The organism is Solirubrobacter pauli (assembly GCF_003633755.1).
In the GTDB taxonomy this organism is placed as follows: Bacteria; Actinomycetota; Thermoleophilia; order Solirubrobacterales; family Solirubrobacteraceae; genus Solirubrobacter; species Solirubrobacter pauli.
In genome coordinates this window covers 935,159-958,717 of sequence record NZ_RBIL01000002.1, presented here as the reverse complement: position 1 = coordinate 958,717, position 23,559 = coordinate 935,159, and the positions used below count along the sequence as shown (strand labels likewise).

The 23,559-nt window shown below is 73.9% G+C and carries 24 protein-coding genes, 1 tRNA gene and 1 pseudogene; 11 read left to right on the top strand and 15 right to left on the bottom strand.

Annotation, left to right across the window (positions count from 1 at the left end; translation table 11 throughout):
* Positions 1-42: 42 nt before the first annotated feature.
* From C8N24_RS24235 to C8N24_RS24220, 4 genes are read right to left on the bottom strand one after another with little or no spacing between them, the layout of a single operon-like run.
* On the bottom strand, positions 43-276 hold the full coding sequence (locus C8N24_RS24235) for a hypothetical protein (protein ID WP_121255001.1): 234 nt from the start codon (positions 274-276) through the stop codon (positions 43-45).
* Positions 273-935: an RNA polymerase sigma factor gene (locus C8N24_RS24230; protein WP_121254999.1), complete on the bottom strand. Its 663-nt coding sequence runs from the start codon at positions 933-935 to the stop codon at positions 273-275. Before C8N24_RS24230 ends, C8N24_RS24235 begins: the two co-directional genes overlap by 4 nt.
* A gap of 18 nt (positions 936-953) precedes the next feature.
* Positions 954-1,823, bottom strand: coding sequence for a DUF427 domain-containing protein (locus C8N24_RS24225; RefSeq protein ID WP_121254997.1), 870 nt, complete (start codon positions 1,821-1,823; stop codon positions 954-956).
* A 1-nt stretch (position 1,824) separates the two neighbouring features.
* Positions 1,825-2,673 carry an alpha/beta fold hydrolase gene (locus tag C8N24_RS24220; protein ID WP_121254995.1) on the bottom strand — a complete coding sequence of 283 codons (849 nt, stop codon included), beginning with the start codon at positions 2,671-2,673 and terminating at the stop codon, positions 1,825-1,827.
* Between the two features lie 79 nt (positions 2,674-2,752).
* On the opposite strand from C8N24_RS24220, the gene C8N24_RS24215 reads away from it, so the two are divergent.
* From C8N24_RS24215 to C8N24_RS24210, 3 genes and pseudogenes are all read left to right on the top strand, one after another.
* Positions 2,753-3,469: an SDR family oxidoreductase gene (locus C8N24_RS24215; protein ID WP_121254993.1), complete on the top strand. Its 717-nt coding sequence runs from the start codon at positions 2,753-2,755 to the stop codon at positions 3,467-3,469.
* A pseudogene (locus C8N24_RS35730) lies at positions 3,466-3,798 on the top strand (VOC family protein); the annotation flags it as partial. The gene C8N24_RS24215 and the pseudogene C8N24_RS35730, both read left to right, overlap by 4 nt.
* 60 nt (positions 3,799-3,858) lie before the next feature.
* Positions 3,859-5,259 (top strand): dihydrolipoyl dehydrogenase family protein, encoded by a 1,401-nt coding sequence (locus C8N24_RS24210; protein WP_425474469.1) that lies wholly within the window; start codon positions 3,859-3,861, stop codon positions 5,257-5,259.
* On the opposite strand, the gene C8N24_RS24205 is transcribed toward C8N24_RS24210, so the two are convergent.
* Positions 5,257-5,330, bottom strand: a tRNA-Met gene (locus C8N24_RS24205). The two genes, C8N24_RS24210 and C8N24_RS24205, sit on opposite strands and share 3 nt — an antisense overlap.
* 185 nt (positions 5,331-5,515) lie before the next feature.
* Between C8N24_RS24205 and C8N24_RS24200 the strand changes: the two genes are divergently transcribed.
* From C8N24_RS24200 to C8N24_RS24190, 3 genes are all read left to right on the top strand, one after another.
* Positions 5,516-6,430: an alpha/beta fold hydrolase gene (locus tag C8N24_RS24200; protein ID WP_121254989.1), complete on the top strand. Its 915-nt coding sequence runs from the start codon at positions 5,516-5,518 to the stop codon at positions 6,428-6,430.
* A gap of 118 nt (positions 6,431-6,548) precedes the next feature.
* Positions 6,549-8,255, top strand: coding sequence for an oxalyl-CoA decarboxylase (gene oxc, locus C8N24_RS24195; RefSeq protein WP_121254988.1), 1,707 nt, complete (start codon positions 6,549-6,551; stop codon positions 8,253-8,255).
* Positions 8,256-8,308: 53 nt separating this feature from the next.
* Positions 8,309-10,177 carry a PAS domain-containing sensor histidine kinase gene (locus tag C8N24_RS24190; RefSeq protein ID WP_121254986.1) on the top strand — a complete coding sequence of 623 codons (1,869 nt, stop codon included), beginning with the start codon at positions 8,309-8,311 and terminating at the stop codon, positions 10,175-10,177.
* Here the strand turns inward: C8N24_RS24190 and C8N24_RS24185 are convergent.
* The 5 genes from C8N24_RS24185 to C8N24_RS24165 are packed head-to-tail and all read right to left on the bottom strand — an operon-like array spanning position 10,174 to position 14,986.
* Positions 10,174-11,289, bottom strand: coding sequence for a substrate-binding domain-containing protein (locus C8N24_RS24185; protein ID WP_121254984.1), 1,116 nt, complete (start codon positions 11,287-11,289; stop codon positions 10,174-10,176). The two genes, C8N24_RS24190 and C8N24_RS24185, sit on opposite strands and share 4 nt — an antisense overlap.
* 25 nt (positions 11,290-11,314) lie before the next feature.
* Positions 11,315-12,688 (bottom strand): NAD(P)(+) transhydrogenase (Re/Si-specific) subunit beta, encoded by a 1,374-nt coding sequence (locus C8N24_RS24180; protein ID WP_121254982.1) that lies wholly within the window; start codon positions 12,686-12,688, stop codon positions 11,315-11,317.
* A complete protein-coding gene (locus tag C8N24_RS24175) occupies positions 12,685-12,966 on the bottom strand; it encodes an NAD(P) transhydrogenase subunit alpha part 2 (RefSeq protein WP_121254980.1) in 282 nt (93 codons plus the stop codon). The genes C8N24_RS24180 and C8N24_RS24175 overlap by 4 nt, the downstream gene beginning before the upstream one ends.
* A 3-nt stretch (positions 12,967-12,969) precedes the next feature.
* A complete protein-coding gene (locus C8N24_RS24170) occupies positions 12,970-14,037 on the bottom strand; it encodes a Re/Si-specific NAD(P)(+) transhydrogenase subunit alpha (RefSeq protein WP_211340215.1) in 1,068 nt (355 codons plus the stop codon).
* A 19-nt stretch (positions 14,038-14,056) separates the two neighbouring features.
* Complete coding sequence (locus tag C8N24_RS24165) at positions 14,057-14,986, bottom strand: alpha/beta fold hydrolase (protein WP_121257953.1); 930 nt, start codon at positions 14,984-14,986, stop codon at positions 14,057-14,059.
* Between the two features lie 108 nt (positions 14,987-15,094).
* Between C8N24_RS24165 and C8N24_RS24160 the strand changes: the two genes are divergently transcribed.
* A complete protein-coding gene (locus tag C8N24_RS24160) occupies positions 15,095-15,982 on the top strand; it encodes an NAD(P)H-binding protein (protein WP_170179377.1) in 888 nt (295 codons plus the stop codon).
* Positions 15,983-15,985: 3 nt separating this feature from the next.
* Here C8N24_RS24160 and C8N24_RS24155 read toward each other — a convergent pair whose 3' ends face one another.
* Entirely contained in the window at positions 15,986-17,179 is a 1,194-nt protein-coding gene (locus C8N24_RS24155) for a sensor histidine kinase (RefSeq protein ID WP_121254975.1), read from the bottom strand.
* Between the two features lie 16 nt (positions 17,180-17,195).
* Complete coding sequence (locus C8N24_RS24150) at positions 17,196-17,642, bottom strand: universal stress protein (RefSeq protein WP_170179376.1); 447 nt, start codon at positions 17,640-17,642, stop codon at positions 17,196-17,198.
* A gap of 109 nt (positions 17,643-17,751) precedes the next feature.
* Here C8N24_RS24150 and C8N24_RS24145 point away from each other — a divergent pair, with 109 nt between their 5' ends.
* Positions 17,752-18,039 (top strand): hypothetical protein, encoded by a 288-nt coding sequence (locus tag C8N24_RS24145; RefSeq protein WP_147447962.1) that lies wholly within the window; start codon positions 17,752-17,754, stop codon positions 18,037-18,039.
* On the opposite strand, the gene C8N24_RS24140 is transcribed toward C8N24_RS24145, so the two are convergent.
* Positions 18,036-18,401: a response regulator gene (locus C8N24_RS24140; protein WP_170179375.1), complete on the bottom strand. Its 366-nt coding sequence runs from the start codon at positions 18,399-18,401 to the stop codon at positions 18,036-18,038. The genes C8N24_RS24145 and C8N24_RS24140 overlap by 4 nt on opposite strands.
* Before the next feature lie 187 nt (positions 18,402-18,588).
* Here C8N24_RS24140 and C8N24_RS24135 point away from each other — a divergent pair, with 187 nt between their 5' ends.
* From C8N24_RS24135 to C8N24_RS24125, 3 genes are all read left to right on the top strand, one after another.
* On the top strand, positions 18,589-19,437 hold the full coding sequence (locus C8N24_RS24135; protein ID WP_121254967.1) for a response regulator: 849 nt from the start codon (positions 18,589-18,591) through the stop codon (positions 19,435-19,437).
* A gap of 126 nt (positions 19,438-19,563) precedes the next feature.
* Complete coding sequence (locus tag C8N24_RS24130) at positions 19,564-20,217, top strand: response regulator (RefSeq protein ID WP_121254965.1); 654 nt, start codon at positions 19,564-19,566, stop codon at positions 20,215-20,217.
* Between the two features lie 471 nt (positions 20,218-20,688).
* Entirely contained in the window at positions 20,689-21,252 is a 564-nt protein-coding gene (locus tag C8N24_RS24125) for a helix-turn-helix domain-containing protein (protein ID WP_170179374.1), read from the top strand.
* Position 21,253: 1 nt separating this feature from the next.
* On the opposite strand, the gene C8N24_RS24120 is transcribed toward C8N24_RS24125, so the two are convergent.
* Together C8N24_RS24120 and C8N24_RS35430 are read right to left on the bottom strand one after the other, a co-directional pair.
* On the bottom strand, positions 21,254-22,087 hold the full coding sequence (locus C8N24_RS24120; RefSeq protein ID WP_121254961.1) for an esterase/lipase family protein: 834 nt from the start codon (positions 22,085-22,087) through the stop codon (positions 21,254-21,256).
* A complete protein-coding gene (locus tag C8N24_RS35430) occupies positions 22,084-23,559 on the bottom strand; it encodes a helix-turn-helix transcriptional regulator (RefSeq protein ID WP_121254959.1) in 1,476 nt (491 codons plus the stop codon). The genes C8N24_RS24120 and C8N24_RS35430 overlap by 4 nt, the downstream gene beginning before the upstream one ends.

Here is a 23,559-nt window from a genome sequence, read left to right as displayed (position 1 = left end):
GTAGGGGTGAGTGCGCTGACGGCACGGGGTCTTACCGCCCGGTCACTCCGGATCGACGTCGCCGAGCAGGCGCGCCGCTTCGAGAAGGCCGTCGTGGTCGGCGCGGCAGCCCCGGCAGACCCGCAGGTGGATGGTGGTACCCGGGAAGCGCTCGCTCGGGTCCTCGCCGCGCAGCTCGAGCTCGACGTACTCGTCCATGATCGGGACGCCCGCGTCGCAGCCGGGGTCGCCGTCCTCGGCGCGGAGCAGGTCGTCCAGCCGGTCGCGGTCGGTCATGTGCGTCCCTCTCCTCCGCCGACCGGATGCCCCGCGGCGGCCAGGACGGTGCGCAGCCGGCGCCGCGCATCGAACAGGTTCTTGTAGACGGCGTTGCGGTTGGAGCGCAGGTGGAGGGCGAGCACGTCGATCGACACGTCGTTCAACGCCACCGCCACGAAGACCTCCCGCTGGCGCGGGGTCAGATCCCGCTCGATGGCCTGGGAGAGCACCGCGAGCTGCTCGCGGCGCTCCACCTCCTCACCGGGGCCGGTTGCCAGGACGTCCGGCAGCCGGTCCCAGGCAAGGTCCTCGGCGCTGGGCGGGTGGTGCTGCCAGGCGTGGCGGGCGACCTTGCCGGACACCTCGAAGATCGCGAACTTGTACGCCCAGGTGGTGAAGCGGCTGAGCCCGCAGAACTCCGGCAGCTTGGCGAGGACGTTGACGGTCGCGTCGTCGGCGCACTGCTGAGCGACGTCGTCGAACTCGGGGCCGGAGAGCGCGGGGAGCTGGCCGCGGCGACGATGCAGCTCGTGCAGCGCCGCCCGGCGCAGGAGGTCGTGCAGCTTGGCGACCGCCTGGTCACGGCGCGGGTGGCCGGCCTCGAGCTGCTCCAGCCAGCGGCGCGAGACGGCGTCGGCCGGAGCGCTGGTCGCCGCTGCCGCACGATCGCCGCTCACGCGCTGATCGTAGTGACATCAGGAGACGCCCGACAGCGCGCCCGCCTCCCCGATCGTGAGGTCGCGGTCGATGCCGTGCGCCGTCACGTTCTGGCCCGGCGCGGGCTCGAGGCGCCGGCCGTCGAGCGTGACGTCGACCCGGTCGGGCTCGAACGACACGAGGTCACCGATCGCGGCCATCTCGTCGAACGGGACGCGGTAGGACCATGCCGCCCCACGGGCGTCGCCGACGTCGTAATAGGACGCGACGCCCTTGTACGGGCAGAACGTCTGCAGCTCGACCGCACGCAACTCCTCCGCCACGACGTCCGCGCGGGGCACGTACCAGCGCGGCGCGAAGCCGGACTCGTACAACACCAACGGGCGCCGCGTGTCCGCGATCACTCGATCGCCCGCCCGCACGACCAGATGGCGCGACGTGTGGCGGATGTCGATCCGGTGGTAGGGGTCGGACGCGTGGCCGAGGATGCGGTCGTCCTCCTCATAGAAGCCGTCCATCGCGCGCCACGCCAGCGCGACCAGACCCTCGAGCGCGTCGGCGTGCGCGGGTAGCGCGACGTGCTCCCAGGCGCCGCGAGCCGCGGTGCGCGTGTCGCCGGCGACCTCGAACCAGACCGTGTCGCCCAGGTCACGGTGCGTGCTCCGGTGCTCGATCGGCCGGAGCGTGCCGTCGGCGAAGTCCGCGCGCGGGAAGTACGCGACCGGGTAGCGCCCCGGCTCGAAGAGCAGGACGGCGTCGTCGCTCTCCACCACGGTGCGTCCGCCGAGGACGGCGCGCAGTCGCCGGCGCAGCGGCTCCGCGTAGAGCAGGCGCTCCGGTAGGCCGGGGACGAGGAACCGCCCGTTGGGGTTGCGGCCGAGCGGCCCCTGCTGCCAGGAGAGTCCCATGTCAGTGCTCCGGGTCGAAGGGCGGGAACGCGCGGATGAGCTCGGCGATCTCGCGGCTGTGCGTCGCGGTCGCGAAGTGGCCGGTGTCGAGCAGGTGCAGCTCGGCGTCGGGGAGGTCGTCGCGGTACGCCTCCGCCCCGGCGGGCGGGAAGTAGGCGTCGTGCCGTCCCCACGCGAGCAGCGTCGGCGGCTGGTGGGCGCGCAGGTACTCGTGCCAGGCCGGGTAGAGCGCGACGTTGCTCTGGTAGTCGAACAGCAGGTCCAGCATCACCCGGTCACGGCCGGGGAGCTCGAGGTAGCGCTGGTCGAGCTCCCACAGGTCCGGGTTGACGGTCGCCGGGTCCGGGACGCCGTCGACGTACTGCGAGCGGGTGACGTCCAGCGTCAACAGGCTGCGGATCGCACCTTCGTTGGCCGCGCGGTCGGCCCAGTACGGCTTCAAGCCCTGCATGTTCGGCCCGAGCCCCGCCTCGTAGGCGTTGCCGTTCTGGATCACGAGCGCTTCCACCCGCGCGGGGTGCCGGGTGGCGAGGCGGAAGCCGACGGGCGCGCCGAAGTCGAACATGTACAGGCTGAAGCGCTCCAGGCCCTTGGCGTCCACGAAGATCTCGACGGCATCGGCGAGGCGGTCGAACGTCGTCTCGCCGTCCAGCGCCGGGCTGCGCCCGAAGCCCGGGTAGTCCGGCGCCAGCAGGTGGAAGCGGTCGGCCAGCGACGTCATCAGCGGCTCGTACTGGGCGGAAGAGCTCGGGAAGCCCGCGAGCAGCAGCAGCGTCGGCGCCGACGGGTCCCCCGCCTCGCGGTAGAAGAGCTCGCGGCCGTCGGCCTCGAGCGTGCGGTACGTGGTCATGCCGTCGTCAGTGCGTGAGCGCCGCCACTTCTTACCGGCGCCGGTAAGAGCCGGCCGACGCCCGTCACTGATTCGACCGATGACTTCTCTCACAGGCAAGACCGTGCTGGTGATCGGCCGAGGCAGCGGAATCGCGCGGGCGATCGCGGAGGCGGCGCGAGCGCAGGGCGCCGCCGTGATCGCGGCCGGTCGCCAGCCCGACGCGCTGGCGTCGGCCTACCGGGACGCCCCGGACGTCCGCATCGAGGCGGTCGACCTCACCGACGACGTGTCGATCACCGCGCTCGCCGAGCGCGTGGGCACCGTCGACCACGTCGTCTCCACCGCGTCGGCGCGGGCACGCGGCCGGCTCGGCGACTTGACGCGGGACGCCGTCCAGCGCTCGTTCGACACCAAGGTGATCGGCCCGCTGCTGCTCGCGCAGGCCTTCCAGGGCCGGATCGCCGCGGGCGGCTCGATGCTGCTGTTCTCCGGAGCCGCCGCGTTCAAGATCCAGGTCGGCACGCTCGCCGTCGCGATCACGAACGGCGCCGCGGACACCCTGACGCGCTCGCTCGCGGTCGAGCTCGCGCCGGTCCGCGTCAACGCCATCTCCCCCGGGGTCATCGACACCGGCGCGTGGGACGCGCTCGGGGAGCAGGGCAAGGCGGAGCTGTTCGCGCACGTCCGCGAGCACAGCCCGGCCCGCCGCGTCGGTGCCGCGGAGGACGTCGCGGCGGCCGCGATCCTCGCGCTCACGAATCCGTTCCTGACCGGCGTCACGCTGCACGTCGACGGCGGGGAGCGACTCGCATGAAGGCCGGCATCGAAGTGGTGACGCTGCCGGTGGGCGACGTCGACCGGGCGCTGCGCTTCTACACCGAGCGAGCCGGGTTCACGCTCGACGTCGACTACCAGCCGTCCGACGACTTCCGCGTCGTGCAGCTGACGCCACCCGGCTCCGCTTGCTCGGTGCAGCTCGTGGCCGACGCCGCGGCCGGCTCCACGCGCGGCCTCCACCTCGTGGTCGACGACATCGAGACGACGCGTGATGCGCTCCTGGGTCGAGGGGTGGCGGTCAGCGCGCTCCGGCACAAGGCGCCGCTGGACGACTGGCGGGGCGGCTGGGCGCCGGGGCTCGAGCCCAGCCGCGCCGACTACGCGACCTTCGCGGACTTCAGCGACCCCGACGGCAACCGCTGGACGCTGCAGGAACGCGGGTTCCGCGCCGACGCCACGCTGACCGCGGACGTGCTGGTCATCGGCTTCGGCAAGGGCGGCAAGACCGCCGCGCACAGGCTCGCCGACGCGGGGCGCCGCGTCGTCCTCGTCGAGCGGTCCGAGAACATGTACGGCGGCACGTGCCCGAACGTCGGCTGCGTGCCGACCAAGATGCTCGTCCACTACGCCGGCAACCGGCGGCTCGAGGACGACGCGCAGGCGTTCTTCGCGTCCTCCGTCGCCGGCGTGCGCGCGCTCACCAGCGCGTTCCGCGCCGGCAACTTCGAGGCGCTCGACGGCAAGGACACGGCGACGGTGATCACCGGCAGCGCCGCGTTCGTCGACCCGCACACGATCGCCGTGGGCGAGGGTGCCGACCGCATCACGGTCAGGGCGCCGGTCATCCTCATCAACACGGGCTCCGAGCCGATGCTTCCCGACATCACGGGACTGGCGGACAGCCGCCGGCTGGTCAGCAGCACCCAGCTGATCCAGCAGGACCGGCTGCCCGGCCGGCTCGTCGTCATCGGCGGCGGCTACCTCGGGCTCGAGTTCGCCGCGATCTACCGGAACTTCGGCGCCGAGGTGACCGTGCTCGAAGCGGCGGACCGGCTCCTGCGCCGGGAGGACGACGACGTCGCCGGGGCGGTGACCGGCATCCTCACCGGCGACGGCGTCCGCGTCGTCACCGGCGCGACCGTCGTGGACGTACGCGACGGCGAGGGCGCCGCGACCGTCGTCTACGAGCACGCCGGGCAGACGCTGACGGTCGAGGCCGACGCGATCCTGGCCGCGACCGGCCGCCGGCCCGCGACCGCGGGCCTGAACCTCGAAGCCGCCGGCGTGCGCACGACCCCGCGCGGCGCCGTCGAGGTCGACGACCACCTGCGTACGAGCCAGCCGCACATCTTCGCCCTGGGCGACGTCAACGGCGGCCCGCAGTTCACCTACGTCGCGCTCGACGACGCGCGGATCGTGCTCGACCAGCTCCTCGGCGAGGGCCGGCGCACCACCACCGACCGGGTCGCCGTGCCGCACACGCTGTTCATCACGCCCCCACTCGCCACGGTCGGGCTGACCGAGCGCGAAGCGCGGGCGCAGGGCAGGAACATCATCGTCTCGCGCGAGCACGTCGCCGACATCGTCGCCATGCCGCGCGCGTACACGGTGGAGGAGACGCGTGGCCTGATGAAGTTCGTCGTCGACGCCGACACCGACCTGATCCTCGGCGCCGCGTTGCTGTCGATCGACGCGCAGGAGATCGTCAACACGGTCGCGCTCGCGATCCGTCACGGCATCACCGCGGGCGAGCTTCGCGACTCGATCTACACGCATCCCAGCTCGACGGAGGCCCTCAACGAGGTCTTCGACAAGCGGATCGCATAGCTGGGGGGAGACTCGAACTCCCGACCTCACGATTATGAGTCGTGCGCTCTAACCAGCTGAGCTACCCAGCCACGGGCGGCTCAGGATATCGACCCGGCCCGCGCGCGGCGTGACCGGCTCATCCGAGCACCGCCGGGACGGGCGCGCCGAGCGGAGTCTGGGTCGGGCGGGCGCGGTCTGGAACCGGCCCGGAGGACGGCGGCCGCCCGACCGCAGGGCCAGCCGACGGCGCCCCGGCCGCGGGCACCTTTGACGCATGGAGCGATCCGATCCATTCAGCAGCCGCACCGAGATCCCCGTGGCGGGCGGCGCGCTCCACGTCGCCCGGACGGGGCGGGCGCCGGACGAGGCGACGGGCCTCGTCCTGGCCGCGCACGGCGTCACCGCCTCGCTGATGACGTGGAGGACCGTGGCGCGGGCGCTGCACCCCGACGTGTGCTTCCTCGCGCCCGACCTGCGCGGGCGAGGACGCAGCGCGGACCTGCCCGCGCCCTACGGCATCGCCGCGCACGTGGACGACCTGATCGCGGTCCTGGACGATGCCGGCGCCGCGCGCGCCGTGCTGGTCGGGCACTCGATGGGCGCGTACGTGATGGCGCGGCTCGCGGCCGAGCACCCGGAGCGGGTCGCGAGCGTGGTGCTGCTCGACGCGGGTCTGCCCCTTCCCCGCCCGGCGGAACCTGAGCGGATGCTCGAGACGGCGCTCGCGAACACGGTTATGCGGCTGTCGATCACGTTCCCCTCGGTGGGCGCGTACATCGACGGCTGGCGCGGGCATCCCGCGTTCGCGACCGCGTGGAACGACGACATCGAGGCGTACGCGCGCTACGACCTGCGCGCGGACGGCGGAGCGGTGCGGTGCGTGGCCGCGGCCGCGGCGGTGCAGGCCGACAGCGAGGAGATGGTCCTGGACCACGCCACGCGCACGGCGCTGGAACGCGTGGAGGCGCCGGTCTGGCTCCTGCGGGCGGAGCGTGGCCTGTTCGACGACGCGGACAGCCCGCTGATCGCGGCGGGCGAGCTGCGGCGGTTCGCGGCGACGCATCCGTGGGTGCACATCGAACGCGTCCCGGACGTGAACCACTACACGCTGGTGATGGGCGACGGGCCCGGGCCGCAGCGCGTGGTGGCGGCGGTGGAGCAGGCGCTCAGCGTGGCCCAGGCGGCCTGACGCGGGCGGTGGGCCTGTACCGACCTGTCCCCCGGGACAGGCGACAACTCCGGCTCCAGCCCCAAGAGTGGCGGGTCTGACCTCTGGCCGCCCCCAAGGGACGAAGGAGCCACCATAGATGAGCACCACGGAAGCCCCGCTGACGGACGGATTCCACTTGATGATCGACGCGCTCAAGGTGAACGGCGTCGCGACGATCTACGGCGTCGTCGGCATCCCGATCACCGACCTCGCGCGGCTCGCGCAGGCCTCGGGAATCCGCTACGTGGGCTGCCGGCACGAGGCGAGCGCCGGGCACGCGGCGGCCGCGACGGGCTTCCTGACCAAGCAGCCGAGCATCTGCCTGACGGCCTCGGCCCCGGGGTTCCTGAACGCCCTGCCCGCGCTCGCGAACGCCACGGTCAACTGCTTCCCGATGGTGCAGATCTCCGGGTCGGGCGGACGCGGGTTCGCCGACCTGCAGCGCGGCGGCTACGAGGAGCTCGACCAGCTCGCCGCGGCCCGGCCGTTCGCGAAGGCGGCCTACCGCATCGCGCACGTGGGCGACATCGGCCGCGGCGTGGCGCGCGCGCTGCGGACGGCGGCGTCCGGGCGGCCGGGCGGCGTCTATCTCGACATCCCCGGGGCGGTGCTCACGCAAGCCGTGGACGCGGAGCTGGCGGCGACGACGTACTGGCGGATCACCGAGCCCGCCCCCAGCCAGCTGCCGTCGATGGAGGCCGTCGACCGGGCGTTGTCGCTCCTCGCCGAGGCCGAGCGGCCGCTCGTCGTGCTCGGGAAGGGCGCCGCGTACGCGCAGGCGGACGTCCAGATCCGCACGTTCCTGGAAGCCACGCGCCTGCCGTACCTGCCGATGCCGATGGCCAAGGGCCTGCTGCCCGACGACCACCCGCAGTCGGTGGCGGCCGCGCGGGCGCTGGCCCTGGCCAAGGCGGACGTCGTCCTGCTCGTCGGCGCGCGGCTCAACTGGCTGCTCGGGCACGGCGAGCCGCCGCAGTGGTCGCCCGACGTCACGTTCATCCAGGTCGACATCGACGCCGGCGAGCTCGACAGCAACCAGCCGATCGCGGCGCCGCTGATCGGTGACATCGAGTCGGTGACCACGGCGCTGATCGAGCGCGCCCCGATCCACCGGCTCGCCGTGCCGCCCGCCTGGCGCGACGAGCTGCACGCGCACCGGGCGAGCAACGTGGCGACCATGCAGCGCCAGCTGGACGAGAACCCGTCGCCGATGAAGTTCGAGAACGCCCTGCGGGCGGTGCGTGACGTCCTCGCGGAGCGCCCGGACGTGTACCTGGTCAACGAGGGTGCGAACACGCTGGACGTGACCCGCAACGTGATCGACATGCAGCGCCCCCGTCGCCGGCTCGACAGCGGCACGTGGAGCGTGATGGGCATCGGGCTGGGCTACGCGATCGCCGCGGCGATCAACAGCGGCGACCCGGTGGTGTGCATCACGGGCGACGGCGCCTTCGGCTTCAGCGGCATGGAGCTCGAGACGATCTGCCGCTACGGGCTCGCGATCACCGTGATCGTGATGAACAACGGCGGCGCCTACCGCGGTGACGAGGTCAACCTCGCGTCCGCCGACCCGTCACCGACCGAGCTCGCGCCGAGTGCCCACCACGAGCATCTGATCGAGGCCTTCTCCGGCGTCGGCTATCACGCCACCAACCCGGAGGAGCTCGAGTCGGCGCTGCGGGACGCGCTCAACGCGCGGGCGCCCACGCTGATCGACTGCGTCCTGGACCCGAGCGCCGGGAGCGACAGCGGCGACCTGACCCACCTGAGCCCGAAGAGCGTCGTCAGCCCGGCCACCGCTTGACCGCCTATGCGGCGTCCACAGGGCCGAGCCCCGTGACCCCGAATAGGGCTGGCGTGCACCTCCGCCGCGAGCGCCGCCGGTCGTTCCTGTCCCCCGGCGTCGCGGTGCTGGTGCTGGTGATCGTGCTCAGCGTCGCCGGGTGGGCGGCGACGACGCACGTGGTCCGCGACGACCGGCGGCAGGCCGCGCAACGCCGCGCCGACGACCACGCGCTGGAGGTCCGCAACGTGCTCCAGCGGGTGCGCGCGTTCGCGGTCGGGCTCGGCAACGCGCTGCAGGGCGAGCGCGTGACCGGCAGCCAGCGCTTCGCGGCGCTCGTCGGCAGCGCCACGACCACCGTCGGGCTGACGACCGCCATGTGGGTCGAGCGCGTCGACGAGGCCGCGCGCCCCGCGTACGAGCAGCGGACGGGCCTGCGCATCACCGCGCTGCCTGGCATGCGGACCACCGCCGGCGGCACGCACTACCTGCCCGCCACGTTCGTCACCGGCGGGACCGTCCCGCCGGGCACGGACCTGGCCGGCGTGCCGGCCCTGGCGGCCACGCTCCGGGAGCCCGCGTCGCTGTTCGCCGGCACGGCGACCACCGCCGGCTCGCTCGGCGGCCGGCACGGCTTCTTCGTCGTCCAGGGCGCCCGCTTCGGCCAGGGCCCAGACCGCCGCGGCCTCCTCGTGGTGTTCGTGCCGGCCGACTGGCTGGGCGCGTCGTTGAAGACCGACCCGAGCCGGATCGCGATCGGCCTCAGCGGCTGGCCGCTCAGCGGCGCGCTCGCGTCGCCCTCCGCCGCGCGGCGCCAGTTCGAGGCGCTGACGCGCACGTGGACGGTGGACGTCGCCGCGGAGCCGCGGACCGCGCTGCAGGCGACGCTGCCCGGGCTTGCCGCCGCCTGGGCGCCGCTCACGGCGCTGCTCGTCTTCCTGGTGGGCCGCGGCATGACACGCCGCCGCCGCGCCGAGCGCCAGGTCGACGACATCTTCGACCTCTCCCCCGACATCCTCTGCGTGGTCGGGTTCGACGGCTACCTCAAGCGCGTGAACCCCGCGTTCGAGCGGACGCTCGGGTACGCCGCGGCGGAGCTGCTCGCGCGGCCGCTGCTCGACTTCGTCCACGCCGACGACCGCGAGCGCAACCGGGAGCGGTTCCGCGGGTTGCGGGCGGGACTCGGGGCGATGGAGTTCGAGGCGCGCCTCGTCGACGCCCGGGGCGTCCCGCGCTGGATCCAGTGGAACGTCCGCTCCGTGCCCGCGCAGGGCCTGCTGTACGCCGCCGCCCGCGACGTCACCGTCAACCGCCGGCTCGCGCACGAGGTCGGGGCCTCGCGGCGCCGGATCGTGACCGCGGCCGACGAGGCGCGCCGGCGGATCGAGCGTGACCTGCACGACGGCGCCCAGCAGCGGCTGGTGACCACGGTCGTCTTCCTCAAGCTCACCCGCAAGGCGCTGGCGGAAGGAGACGCGTCGGTCACCGAGCTCGTCGACGAGGCGCTCGCCAACGCCGAGTCCGGGATCGAGGAGGTGCGTGAGCTCGCGCGTGGCATCCACCCGCGGATCCTGACCTCCGGCGGGCTGGGACCGGCGCTCCACCACCTCGGCCGCCGTTCGCCGGTGCCCGTCACGGTCGACGTCCAGGCCGACGCCCGCTTGCCCGAGCCGGTCGAGGTGACGGCGTACTACGTCGCCTCCGAGGCGCTCACCAACGTCGCCAAGCACGCCCGGGCGGCGCACGTCTGGATCACCGCGACGGTCACGGACCGGCGGCTCGTGCTCAGCGTCCGCGACGACGGCGTCGGCGGCGCCGACCGCTCCCGCGGCTCGGGCCTGATCGGGCTCGCGGACCGGGTCGAGGCGCTGGGCGGCACGCTCTCGGTCAGCGGCGCGCCCGGCGGCGGGACGACGATCAGCGCCAAGATCCCGCTCGCCTAACGACTCCAGATCCGCCGGTAGCGGTCCCGGTAGCCGCTGTCGGGGTCGAACACCGCCCCGTCGGGGACGTCGGCGCGCGTGATCAGCCGTGGCGGTGCGATGTAGCCCGACGGCGGCGCGCCCGCCCGGGCCCGGTTGAGCTCGTCGATCAGCTGCCAGCCGTGCAGGTTCAGCGGCTCGGCGACCGTCGCCGTCTGATGGTCCTGCGCCTGGAGCCGCTCGAAGTCCGACGCGTCGCCGTCGCCCGCGCTGACCGCGTACGGCGGGTCGCCTCCGCGGCGCCCGGCGTCGACCAGCGCCGCGCGCGCACCACCGACGTAGGCGCCGTTGATCGTCAGCAGGTAGCCCAGGCGGTCGCCGAAGCGGTGCAGCAGCGAGGACATGATCGCCGGCATCCGCTGCTGGGCGAGGTCGATCGGCGAGTCGACCTCCTCCAGGACCCGGCAACCGCGGCACGCGCGCAGCTGCTCGGCCATCAGGTCCGCCTTGTGGGCACCGATCGGGTAGCGGCGGTCGGTGACGATGACCACGCCGGCGTTGCCGGCGGAGTGGGCGATCACGAACCGGGTGGCCTGGCGGACCACCTCGTCGACCTCCGTGGAGACGTTGAAGAACAGGCCCGTGTGGCGGCCTGGCCCAGGGTGCGTGCCCGCGTGCCAGCCGACCACCGGGATCCGGCGTGCCCGCGCCTGGAGCAGGACGTGCCGCTGCTCGGTCGCGTCGATCGACCCGAGGATGATCCCGGCCGGGTCGCGCCGCACGGCGGCACGCAGCGCCCGCTGCTGGCCGGCGATGCTGCCCTCCCCGTCGAGCACGTCGAGCTGCCAGCCGATCGCCGCGGCCGCCTCCTGCGCGCCCCGCGCCGCGCCCGCGATGCCACCGTTGTTGAGGTCGCCCGCGACGAAGATGACCAGGCCACCCTCCTGCGCCCGCGGGCCGTCGCGCGGGCCGGCGTAGTCCTCCCCGCGGAGCACGGTGCGCTGCACGGCGACCTGTGCCTCGCGCACGCTCGGGTCGGCCCGCGCGGCGCGCTCGTCCCCGTCACCACAGCCGGTCGCGGCGACTGCGAGGCCGAGCGCACACCCGATGAGGAGCCGCCGTGCGGTGGCCATGCCCCCATTCTTCCGGTTCGCGGCGCTAGCCGAGGGCCTGCAGCTCGGTCAGCACCTCGCCGACCGAGTGCTTCGCGTCGCCGAACAGCATCGCGGTCTTCGGGTCGTAGAAGAGCGGGTTGTCGATGCCCGCGAAGCCCGAGGACATCGAGCGCTTGAGGACGATCACCGAGGAGGACTTGTCGACGTCGAGGATCGGCATCCCGTAGATCGGTGAGTCGGCCACCGTGCGCGCGGCCGGGTTGGTGACGTCGTTGGCGCCGATCACGAGCGTGACGTCGGTGCGGCCGAACTCGCCGTTGATGTCGTCCATCTCCTTCAGCCGGTCGTAGGGCACGTCGGCCTCCGCGAGCAGCACGTTCATGTGCCCGGGCATCCGCCCGGCGACCGGGTGGATGCCGTAGAGCACCTCGACGTCGCGCTTCTCGAGCTCGGCCGCCACGTCGGCGACCGCGCGCTGGGCCTGCGCGACCGCCATGCCGTAGCCCGGCACGACCACCACGAGCCGCGCGTACGCGAGCTGGATGGCCACATCGGCGGGGGTCGTCGAGCGGGCGGTCCCGCCGCCGGGGGCGCCGAGGGTCTCCGCGGAACCCGTCCCGACACCGGCGAAGAACACGTTCGCGATCGAGCGGTTCATCGCGTCCGCCATCTGCTTGGTCAGGATCGAGCCCGACGCGCCCACCAGCATGCCCGCGACGATCAACGCCGTGTTGTCGAGCGCGATGCCCGCCGCCGCGGCGCTCAAGCCCGTGAAGGCGTTCAGCGTCGAGATCACCACCGGCATGTCCGCCCCGCCGATCGGCACGACCGCCAGCACGCCGAGCGCACCCGCGAAGACCAGGATCAGCCAGAACAGCAGCTCCGTCTCGCTGCCGGCCGCGATCACCACGGCCAGGGCGAGCGCGATCAGCAGCAGCCCGGCGTTGACCGCCCGCGGCGTGCGGATCGTGCGCCGTAGCCGCTCCTGCAGCTTCAGGAAGGCGACGTTCGAGCCCCAGAAGGAGATCGAGCCGACGATCGCTGCGAACAGCAGCGGGATCAGGACGTCGAGCGGCAGCTCGGCCTCCGCGGCGCGGAACTCGACGACCGCGATCAGCGCGACCGCACCGCCGCCGACGCCGTTGAACAGCGCCACCATCTGCGGCATCGCCGTCATCTTCACGCTGCGCGCCGCCGGCACGCCCACGGCCACGCCGAGCGCGACGCCCACGGCGATCAACCACCAGTCGCCGATCCCCGGCTGCAGCAGGGTCGCGACGATCGCGACCGCCATGCCGACGGCCGCGGTCTGGTTGCCGCGCACCGCCGTCCGCGGCCCGCGCAGCATCCGCAGCCCGACGATCAGCAGGGAGAAGGCGACGATGTAGAGCAGCGCGACGACGTCAGCGCGGCTCATCGTGCCTTCTCCTTGAACATGCCGAGCATGCGGTCGGTCACGAGGAAGCCGCCGACGACGTTGATCGTCCCGAAGGCGATCGCGATCACCAGCAGCACGTCGTCGAGCACCCCGTCGACGCGTCCGATCAGGAGCAGGCCGCCCAGCACGACGATGCCGTGGATCGCGTTGGTGCCGCTCATCAGCGGCGTATGCAGCGTGTTCGGGACCTTCGAGATCACCTCGAGGCCGACGAACGCGGCGAGGACGAGGATGGCCAGCTCGGTCAGGAGGTCCACGGCTCAGACCACCGCCCCGTCACGGACGACGCAGGCGCCGCGGATGACCTCGTCGTCGAAGTCGAAGCCCAGCTCCAGCAGGGCCAGGACGTTGCGCGCGTACAGCGAGGACGCGTGCTCGGGCATCTCGCTCGGCAGGTTGAGCGGGCCGAGGACCTTGACGCCGTTGTCGGTCAGGACGGTCTCCCCCGGGCGCGTGAGGGCGCAGTTGCCGCCGGTCTCCGCGGCGAGGTCGACGACCACCGAGCCCGGCTTCATCGCCGCCACGGCGTCGGCCGGGACCAGCGTCGGCGCCGGCCGGCCGGGCACCTGGGCAGTGGTGATGATCACGTCCGAGCGCGCCATCTGCGCGGCCAGGGCCGCGCGCTGGGCCTCCTGCTCGGCGGCCGTGAGCTCACGCGCGTAGCCGCCGACGGCCTCGGCGTCACCGACGCCCGCGACCTCGAAGAACTTCGCGCCGAGCGACTGCACCTGCTCCTTGACCGCGCTGCGCACGTCGAACGCGGTCACGACCGCGCCCAGCCGCCGAGCCGTCGAGATCGCCTGCAGGCCGGCCACGCCCGCGCCGAGCACGAGCACCTGCGCCGGCGGCACCGTCCCGGCCGCGGTCATGAACATCGGGAACAGCCGCGGCAGCTCGAGCGCGGCGACCACGACGGCGCGGTAGCCGGCGATCGTGGCCTGCGACGACAGCGCGTCCATCGACTGCGCGCGCGAGATCCTCGGGATCCGCTCCATCGCCAGCGCCGTGGCGCCCGTCGCCGCGACCGCGGCCAGCCCGTCCGGGTCCCCGAGCGGGTTCAGGAACCCGACGAGGATCGTGCCCGGGCGCAGCCGGGCGATCTCGCCGTCGCGCGGCGGTGAGACCTTCGCGACGACGTCGGCGTCCCACGGGTCGCCGAGCGCGGCCCCGGCCGCCGCGAACGCGGCGTCGGACACGCCGGCGGCGAGCCCCGCACCCGGCTCGACGACGACCTCGTGCCCGGCGGTGCGCAGCCGCCGCACCACCTCGGGCACGAGCGCCACGCGCCGTTCACGGTCCGCGGTCTCGCGCGGGATCCCGATCGTCAGGCAGGCCTGGCGTGGGCGGTCATCGTCGGCCGCCGCCGTTGTTGGAGTCAGGTTCTCGAGCACGCCCGGCAGCTTCGTCAGGGCCTTCGAGGTCGCCGACTGGCCATGGGGACGGTTCCCGCTGGCCGGTCGAACCCGCGCCGACCGGCACGCCGGCCGCGAGGAAGTCCGTGATCTCCTCGTCGGCGCGGGGCTGGTCGATCATGTACATGTGCGCGGCGTCCGGCCACAGCCGCAGCTGCGCGCCCGGGATCCGCTCGGCGAGCACGACCGCGTTGGCCGGCGGGATGAAGACGTCCTCCTCGCCGTGGACGACGAGCGTCGGCGCGACGAGCGTGTTCAACCGCTCGTACGCGTCGTGGGCGGCCACGGCCGCGGCCTGATGCAGGTAGGCGAGCGCCTCGGGCGGCGCAGCCAGGCGGTGCTCGATGTCCTCGGCGATCCGCTCCGGGTGCGACCGGCGGGTCCGTCGCGCGTACGTGTACGGGACAGCCGCCCACTGCGCCTCCTCCGCCCCCATGGCGCCGGCGCGGACGAGGAACGTCTGCGCGAACGAGGAGGCGGAGGGCTTGTAGGCGGCGAAGCCGCCGGCGGAGCTGGCGCCGAGCACGAGCCGGCGGACACGGTCGGGGTAGCGCAGGGCGAGCTCCTGCGCGACCAGGCTGCCGAGCGAGACGCCGTACACGTGCGCGCGATCCTCCTCGGCCGCGTCGAGGACGGCGACCGCGTCCTGCGCGAGCTGCACGACCGAGTACGGGAAGGTCGAGCGGCTGCTGCGGCCCGTGTCGCGGTGGTCGTACACGATCACGCGGAACGACCGCTGCAGGATCGGGATCGAGGACCACCAGGCGGCCCCCGTCATCCCTTGACCCGCGATCAGCAGCACCGCTGGGCCGGTCCCGAAGCTCTCCCAATGCAGCTTGGCGGCACCGTTGCTGGCGAAAGGCATCGACCCAGTAAAAGCGCTGTGGCGAGCGCCTCGGGCTGGCCTCTCGTACGGTCGCACCCGTCGCTTCGGATCGGGTCACGACGCCGGACGCGGCTTACGGTCGATCCGGTGGAGACCTCGAAGATCATCATCACCGGAGCGGCCGGGCATCTCGGCCGCCTGGTCACCGAGCAGCTGCTGGACGTCGTCCCCCCGGAGGCCCTGATCCTCGTGACGCGGCGCCCGGAGGCGCTGCACGCCGCGAGCGAGCAAGGCGTCGAGGTGCGCTACGGCGACTTCGACGACCGGCGTTCGCTGCGGAGCGCGTTCGCGGGCGGCACCCGGATGCTGTTGATCAGCACGGACGCGATCGGGCGCCGCGCCGGCCAGCATCGGGCCGCCATCAACGCCGCCACCGCCGCCGGCGTCGAGCACGTCGTGTTCACCTCCAACGTCAACCCCGTGGCCGCGAACCCGCTGGGCCCGCACGCGTGGGAGCAGGGCATGACGGAGGGGATGCTGATGCGCAGCGGCATGCGCTGGACCATCCTGCGCTTCACCAACTTCGCCGAGCTGGTGCTGCCGCCCGCGGCGACCGCGATCCACAACGGGCAGATGGTGTCCAACAACGGCGCCGGCCGGATCGTGCCGATCTCGCGTGTGGACTGCGCCGAGGCCGCGGCCGTCGTGCTGACCGGCGATGACCACGACGGCCAGACCTACGACATCACCGGCTCGCAACGGCTGTCGGCGCGTGACCTCGTCGAGCTCTACGACGGGTTCGCGGGCCGCCCGATCAAGCTCGTGCCCGTCAGCGACGCGCTGCTGACCTCGATCCTGCTCGGGATCGGGACGCCGGCCCCGATCGCGTTCCACATGACGGCGTTCGGGCGCGCGGTCCGCCACGGCTTCTTCGACGTCGTCGACCCCACGTTCGAGCGCCTGACCGGGCACGCCCCGGCGACGTTGCGCACGGTGCTGAGCGGGCATCGCGCCGACCTGCTCGCCGTCGGCTGAGCCTCACGCCGGCCCGGTGCGCGGCAGCGTGGCCTCCACCACCGTGCCGCCGCCCGGCGGGCTCGTGACCCGCAACGTGCCGTCGAGCGCGGCCGCGCGGTCCTGAAGCCCCAGGAGGCCGGAGCTGCCCGCGACGCGCGCGCCGCCGACGCCGTCGTCGCTGACGCGCACGTGCAGGACCTCGCCGCGGACGTGCGCCCACACCCGAGCGCTGCTCGCGTCCGCGTACTTGACCGTGTTCGTCAGCGCCTCCGCGACGATGAAGTAGGCGGTCGCCTCGAGCGCCGGCGAGAAGCGCCGGCGCGTGACGTCGACCGTCACGCGCAGGCGCAGCCGGGCGACGAGCGTCTCGATCCCGGCGTCCAACCCGCCGCTGCGCAGGGCGGCGGGCAGGATGCCGTGCGCGAGGTCGCGCAGCTCGCTCGTCGCGCGCTCCGCGTGCTCGAGCGCCTCGCGCACGAGCTCCGCGGCCGGCGCGTGGTCGTCCAGCGCAGCGAGCGCGAACTTGAGCGTGATCACGGTGTGCGTGAGCCGCTGCTGCGCGCCGTCGTGCAGGTCGCGCTCGATCCGCCGGCGCGTCTCGTCCGCGGTCGCGACCGCGCGGGCGCGTGAGGCGGCGAGCGCGGAGCGGCTCTCGGCGTTGGCGATCGCGGTCGCCACCAGGTCGGTGAACTGCGCCATCCGCGCCTCGACGTCGACGGTCGACGTGCCGCCGTGTGCCCAGGTCGCGACCATCGCGCCCCACAGGCGGTCCTCGATCGCGACCGGCGCGGCCACCGAGCAGCGGTCGGCGTGGGAGCCGCTGCGGACCGGGCGCCCGCCCAGCCGGACCCGCGCCGCCATCCGGCGGGCCTCCGTGGCGGCGGGGTCGTCGCCGGGACCGACCACGCGCGTGGTGCCGTCGCGCTCGTAGCGCAGCAGCTGCGTCTCGTCGGCGTCCAGCAGCTCGCAGACCTCGTCGGTGACCGCGTCGAAGAGCTCGTCCGCGGGCACGCCGCGGGCGACGAGCGTCGCGACCCGCCGCAACGCGGCCTGCTCGGCGGCGAGCAGCCGGAGCTCGTCGCGCGAGGCCTCCAGCGACCGCTCCATGGTGGTGAAGGAGCGTCTGAGCGTGGCGATCTCATCCGACCGGTGCTGCGGCCGCACGGCGCCGGCGAGCCGCCGGACCAGCGTGGGGACGCGCCGCGCAGCGGGCACCGTCGCCGCCCACCCGCTATCCGGCGAACGCGGTCCGCCGCGTGGGTACGACGAGCACGGGCACGTCGCTGTGGTGCAGCACGTAGCGGTCCGGGAACTCGCTCTCGTCCCGCAGCGGGACGACGATCAGGTCGGCGCCGGTCGCGGCGGCGGCCTTGACGAGCGTCGCCCCGACCGAGCCGCGTAGCAGCAGCGTCCGGGCACGCACGCCCGCGGCGAGGGCGGACGTGACCTCTTCCAGGCGCTCGGCGACCATCCGGTCGAGGATGTGCTGGTCGGCGAGGGGCCGGGGCAGGCGGTCCTCGAGCAGGTGCTCGATGTCGAACGGGACGAGCGGCGTGATGCCGGCGAGCACGAGCTCGGCGCCGAGCGCCCCGGCGAACGCGGCCGCGGTGGCCGCCGCCCCGAGCGAGTCGACGGCGAGGGTGACGGGCGCGATGATCGTCTGGGCGCAGAAGGGCAAGGCCCGATGGTCGCGCGCCGGGTGGGGCCCCAGCACCCGAGCGGAGGTCGCGCGAACATCGGCCCAAAGGCCAACACCGGTGGGCGCGCCGCTGGACGATGATCGGGCGATGTGGCCGCTGATCGTCGTGCTCATGTCCGCCGTGCTGATCGTGTTCGCGATGCTGTGCGTGGGCGCGGTGGTGGTGGGCCTGATCCTCTGGATCAAGACGCGCCGTGAGCGCCGCGAGCGGCCCGACCGCGCGGACGGTGAAGACGACGACGGGGGCGGCAACCTGACCCGTCGGCCGCGTACACCGTCAAACGGCGGTGACGGCGACCTGTCCTGGTGGCCGCAGTTCGAGCACGACTTCGCCGAGTACGAGGCCCGCGAGCGCGCGAGCCGCCGGCGGGGCTAGAGCGACGAGCCGCCGAGCAGCGTGCGGAGCGCGGCGTTCGGCAGCTGATCCTTCGGCACGAACGCCGCGGCGCCGCTGCGGCGCACGTCGGCGGCGGACGCGGCCTCCGCGTCGCTGGAGGTCAGCACGACCCGCGGGTGCCACGGCAGCGCCGTCAGCTCGCCGGCCAGCGTGATCCCGTTGGCGTCCGGCAGCCCGACGTCGACCAGCACCGCGTCGGGCCGGAGCGACCCCGCGGCGGCCAGCGCCGTGGCGGCCGAATCCGCCTCGCCGGCGTAGCCGAGCCCGAAGACGACGAGCAGACGACGGGCGAGTCCGCGAAACGCCGGATCGTCATCGACGACGAGAACGTTGCTGGTCATCGCCCGGGATGATCGCAAGTCCCGGGCCGTGCGGGGTAGGGGCAGCCAGAGTTGTCCGGCCAACAGTAGGGCTGGCCCGACCATGTCCGGGGGTCCCCCGGAACAGGAAGTGGGGTCCGGCGGCATGGCAGCTCGACCTTTGGCGAGGGAGAGTCTGGCTTCCGCTGCTCTCTCTTGAGGAGACGACATGCCCCAGACACTGCAGAGCCTGCCGTTCACCGACGCGTTCGCCGTGCCCAGCGCTCCGCTGCAGGTCGTGATCGCCGAGGGCCAGGGATTGGCCAGGGCGGGCTTCCGCCTGCTGCTCGAGCGCCAGGACGGCGTCGTCGTCACCGCCGCGGCGGCGTCGAGCGACGAGGCGGTCGCCGTGACCCGCGCCACGCGTCCCGACGTCGTGCTGATCGACGCCGACCTGCCCGGCGGAGGCGGGTTCGCGACGACCCGGCGGATCCTCGAGCACGAGGTCACCAGCTCCGCGCGCGTCGTGATGCTCATGACCTCCGAGAGCGAGGAGGCCGTCTTCGGCGCGCTGCGCGCCGGCGCGGACGGGCTGCTGCTCAAGGACACCGAGCCGGAGACGCTGATCACGGCCATCCGCGCCGTCGCCGCGGGTGACGCGATGCTCGATCCGGTCCTCGCACGCCGGTTGGTCGACGACTTCGTCGCGCGGCCCGAGGTCGTGTGCGGCACCCCCGAGGGGCTCGAGGAGCTCACCGCCCGCGAGCGCGAGGTGACGACGCTCGTCGCGCACGGCCTCAGCAACGAGGAGATCGCCGCGCGGCTGTTCGTCACGCGCGCGACGGCGAAGACGCACGTCAGCCGCGTGCTGTCCAAGCTCAACGTGCGCGACCGGGCGCAGCTGGTGGTGCTGGCCTACGAGCTCGGCCTCGTCCGCCCCGGCACGCGCGTGAGCGCGGCACCGCCGGCCCGGTCTGGTGCGGCCCGCGGCCACTCGGCGGCACCGAAGCCAATCGGGACCGTGACGCACATCGGCCGCGCGCGCCCGCGCTCTCGTCTGCATCCAGTCGCGGCATGATCTACGCCGACGGTCGGCACGTTGGTGCCGACGACTCGACGTGAGCGCGGAGTTCGTCCTGCGCTCACGGTATTGTCGCTGACATGAACACGACCTCACACTAGGAGGCCTGACTTGTCATCCCCCGTGCGGGTGGTCATCGGCGAGGACGATGTGCTTCTGCGCGAGGGGATCGCTCGTCTCCTGACCGAGGCCGGATTCGACGTCGTCGCGCTCGCGGGCGACGCCGACGCCCTGCTGCGCAAGGCGCTCGCCTACCAGACCGACGTCGCCGTCGTGGACGTGCGCATGCCACCCGAGCGCACCGACGACGGCTTGCGCGCGGCGATCGAGCTGCGCCGCCGGCGTCCCGAGACCGGGGTCCTGGTCCTGTCGCAGTACTACGAGCCCCGCTTCGCCCTGGACCTGATCGGCCAGCGCCCGGAGGGCGTGGGCTACCTGCTCAAGGAGCGCGTCGGCGACGTCGACGCGTTCGTCGAGGCCGTCAACCGCGTCGCCGGCGGCGGCAGCGTCCTGGACCCCGAGGTCGTCGGCCGGATGCTCGGTCGCCGGTCCCCCGACAGCCCGGTCGGCCTGCTCACCGCGCGCGAGCGCGACGTGCTGGCCGCGATGGCCGAGGGCAAGTCCAACCAGGGCATCGCGGCCACGCTGGTCGTGACCGAAGCGGCCGTGGAGAAGCACGTCACGAGCATCTTCCAGAAGCTCGAGCTCATCCCCAGGGCCGCGGAGCACCGCCGGGTGCTGGCCGTCCTGACGTTCCTGCGCGACGCCGACAAGTAGCCCCGCCCAGTTCGGGAGCCGCCGGCCACGGGACTGGCCGACGGCTCCGCTCACTGGGTTCCTATGGGAGGGAGGCCGGCGGCCACGCAGGGGCGGGGTCGTGCCCGGGCCGGGCCTGGTTTAGGCGCACGGGGCGCTTTGGGGGGCAGTGGGTCGAGCGCAGGCGCATCGTTCGACGAGTTGTAACCGCGCCCAGGTTTCCCGCGCGTTTCCTCCCCCACCCCGGTCCGCACGACTGGGGACGAGACTGGGCACCCCCGGATGCGCGCGGGCGCGTGGGTTGCGACGCTGCACGCGGTGGCCATGCGACCGGCAGAGGAGACGGTGAGCAGCGCGCCGCCCTGGGGTGACGCAGAGGCCGGAAGGCGCCCGCCCACGCCTTCCGGCCCTCCCCCGCGGACCGGCCGGAGCCCATCTCTCGCCCTCGTCGACGAGGGCTCCGCGGACCTCCGCCCCACGCTGACGCTCACGGTGCTCGACGCCGCCGGCGCCCACCTGGGCGGCCGCGCCCTCGACCTCGGGCTCGCCGGGCTGGAGCTGCTGACCCTGCTCCAACGGCACCCGCGTGGCCTCAACGCGGAGGAGCTCGCCGCGGAGCTGCGCGGCGACCGCGGCTCCTCCGCCACCGTCCGCGTGCTCGTGCACCGCGTCCGCAAGCGCCTGGGACCATGGATCGACGCGGCCCCGTACCGGCTCACCGTGCCGGTGGACACCGACGCCCGCCACGTCGAGGCCCTGCTCACCCGGGGCGCGGTGCGGGCGGCGGCGCACGCCTATCCGGGGCCGCTGCTCCCGCAGTCGGAGGCGCCGGGCATCGTCCGCGAGCGCGAGGCGCTGGACGCCTGGGTGCGGCACGCGGTGATCAGCAGCGACGATCCCGAGGCGCTGTGGGCGTGGGTCCGGACCCGCTCCGGGCAGGACGACGCGCCGGCCTGGAAGCGCCTGCTCGCGAACGTGCCCTACAGCGACCCGCGACGCAGCCTGGCGGCGTCGCGGCTGCTGCTCCTGCGCGCGGCGTACTCGTCGCGGCCGTGACTCACGACGCGGCGCACCGCGGCCGGAAGCCCGGGCGTGCCGGGCCCGGGCGCCCGAGGGCGTCCAGCACCCACTGCACCGCGACCGGGTCGAGCGGCGTGTCCAGATGGCCGCTGACGTCGTCCGGGCAGTCGGCCTGGAGCGTGACGTTGGTGACGCGCGCGGGCGGCCCGCTGAGGAACGCCGACGTGTACGGGATCACGACCTCGTCGTACCGGGTCTGGATCGACGTGTAGTCGACCGGGCCGGGCGTCTCGTCCCCCGCGTTCACGCGCAGGAGGAGGCTCGAGCCCCACGCCAGCTGCTGCTCGCACGCCGTGCAGCCGAGCAGCGCGCCGCCCAGCGCCAACGGGTTGTTGGTGCCGTGGTTGGACGGCGAGAGCCCCACGAGGTCGTCGACGTGGTCGGCGCCGCCGAGGAAGCGGACGTAGTAGCGCGCCACCAGCCCGCCCTCCGAGTGGCCGACCAGCGCCACGCGGCCGGCGCCGGTGCGGGCCCGCAGCGCGTCGACGAACGTCTTGAGCTGGTCGGCGGAGGCGACGATGTCGCCGGTGCCGTCGGCGCCGTAGCGGAAGATCCGCACGCAGTACCCGCGGCGCGCGAGCGCCGGCCCGATGGCGGCCCACGAGGTGGCCGCGAACGTGCCGTGCACGAGCACGACCGGCGCCGGATGCGCCCGCGGTGGGCGGCACGTCGGCGAGTCCACCACCGTCGGCGGCGGGGGCGCGGGAGGTGGGCTGGGCCCACCGCCGCCGCAGCCCGTGGCGAGCGCCGCCAGCACGGCGACGGGCCCGCCGAGGCGGGCCCGTCCGGAGCGGCGTTGCGACCGGCTCAACGCGCGGCGCGCAGCGTCGTCGAGCGCGCCGTGGCCGGCACCGCCGGCTCGAGCCCCGGGTCGGGCTCGAGCGCGCTCGTCGGGGCGGTGATGCCGGCGGTGTGCGCGAGCGCGATCGCGGCGGTCCGCGAGTCGACGTCGAGCTTGCGCAGGACGTTCGAGACGTGGAACTTGACCGTGCGGACGCTGATGAACAGGCGGTCGGCGATCTCACGGTTGCGCAGCCCGGCGATCATCAGCTCGAGCACCTCGCGCTCGCGGTCGCGCAGCTCGGCGAGCCGCTTGACCGCCGGTGTCTCCGGCGCCGCGGCCGAGTCGTGCAGCGGCAGCCGGCAGGTGAGCGTCGTGCCCCAGTACGAGCGCGAGTCGCACTCGAACTGCGCGTTGAGGCCGCCGATCCGGCGCTCGAGCTCGGCCAGCATGGCCGACGGCTCGTCGCCCGCGCTCGCGGCGCCGTTGTCGGCGATGACGACGGTCAGCGTCGAGCCGTTCAGCCGCCACAGCACGCGCAGCCGGTCACCGCCCGAACCGCGGGCGGCGCGCAACGCGGCGCCGGCGGTCACGAACCGGGCGGCCTGCGCGATCGCGCGCGGAACCTGGAAGTCCTCGCGGGCGTCGAGGTCGGCGAGCACGCGCAGCCGGGCGGCGTGCACGATGCCGCGCACCTCGCTCTCGGTCTCGCCGAACGTCTTGCGCAGCGGCACCCGGTCGGCCTCGTCGTGCAAGGCGTTGAGCGTCTCGATGTCCAGCAGCGCGTGCGACGCGCGGTCGACCGTCTCGATCACCGCCGGCGGCGTGTTGCGGGAGCCGCCCGGCCACGTCGCGCTGCGCAGCGTCTGCAGGATGCCGGAGAGCGTGGCGGCGTGGCGCGTGTTGAGCTCCGCGCGCACCCGCTCCCGCTCGCGGCTGACGGCCCGCGAGAACGCGAGCGTGCCGGGCGCCGGGTCTTCGTCGACACGGCGCATCCGCGCCGCGGCCAGCATCGCCACGAGCATCGCGGCGCGCTCACCGGCGGGCTCGATCTGCAGCCGGCCGCGCGCGGCGACGACGAGCGAGACGCGCACGCGGCCGGACGTCGCCGCCCAGCCGGCCGCATCGAGCCCGCAGTCCAGGTCGGGCAAGCGCAAGCGGACGGCGCTGCCTTCTGGGGCGACGCGGTCCTCGACGGCGCACCGCCAGTCGATCGCCGACAGGCCGTCCGTCAGGCCGCGTGGCCCGGCGATCAGCACGGGCAGCTCGGCCGCGGCCGGGGTCACGAGCACGAGGGCGTCGTGTTCCAGCAGCGGCGCGAGCGCCGCGCGCGCCCGGTCGGCGGCGTCGACCGCGGACGCGGTGGCGAGGTCCGCGAGCGCGCCCAGGTCGACCGAGTCGGAGCCGAGCGCCGGGATGGCGGACAGGGCTTCGACCGGACGCAGAACCGGGGCGGTGCGGACGATGGGGTCAGGGGATGTTTCAGCGTTGATCTGATGCAT